Here is a 716-nt window from a genome sequence, read left to right as displayed (position 1 = left end):
AAAAATAAGTTTATAGAAGGAAGTATTATGACGCATAGTAGACGCAATTTACGTGGCACTACTACAGCAGCCCTGTAGATAACACTTAGTAAACGCTCACTATAGTTAGGTAACACTATAAACATAGCATATACAGACAGCTGAATTGAAAAGTCCTATATTTGATCTCACAAGATATTTGGAACTAATCAATTATTCTTGTGCAATACAATTAGAATAAAAATTAAATAGTAGTATCAGTAATCGAAATCGTGAAATAAGAATCAAGACAATTACCAAAAAATAAATTAAACACAATAAGTTCAATAAAAGGAATAATACAATGAACGAACATACTCTAAAAGGCGAATGGAACCAAATGAAAGGTTCAGTTAAACAAAAATGGGCTGAGCTAACAGACGACGATCTTACCCATATCGAAGGTAGCCGTGACAAGCTAGTAGGCCGCGTACAAGAGCGCTATGGTCATGCCAAAGAAGACGCAGAGCGTGAAGTAGATGACTGGCGTGTAGAAAACAAATATTAATATATTTAGTTCACAACTACTGTACTGAATAAACTGAGAAACCGCATAGAAATATATGCGGTTTTTTTATGGCAGATTTATAATGTACCGATAATCTGTTGGAGAAATAAATTGGGAGTTTCCTAAAAACTGTGTAACTGCTTATAATCCATTAACAGGAGAATAAGCAATGACTACTCAATCTGACATT

The 716-nt window shown here is 33.9% G+C and carries 1 protein-coding gene; it reads left to right on the top strand.

The features are described 5' to 3' along the window. Window positions 1-322 precede the first annotated feature (322 nt). Window positions 323-526, top strand: a complete 204-nt coding sequence (locus JMY00_RS13540) for a CsbD family protein (protein WP_057758006.1) — start codon at window positions 323-325, stop codon at window positions 524-526. Window positions 527-716 lie beyond the last annotated feature (190 nt).

Source organism: Psychrobacter sp. Pi2-52, assembly GCF_904846705.1.
GTDB lineage: Bacteria > Pseudomonadota > Gammaproteobacteria > Pseudomonadales > Moraxellaceae > Psychrobacter.
Note: the sequence above shows the minus strand (reverse complement) of the source record. Positions and strands in the feature narration are given on the sequence as shown.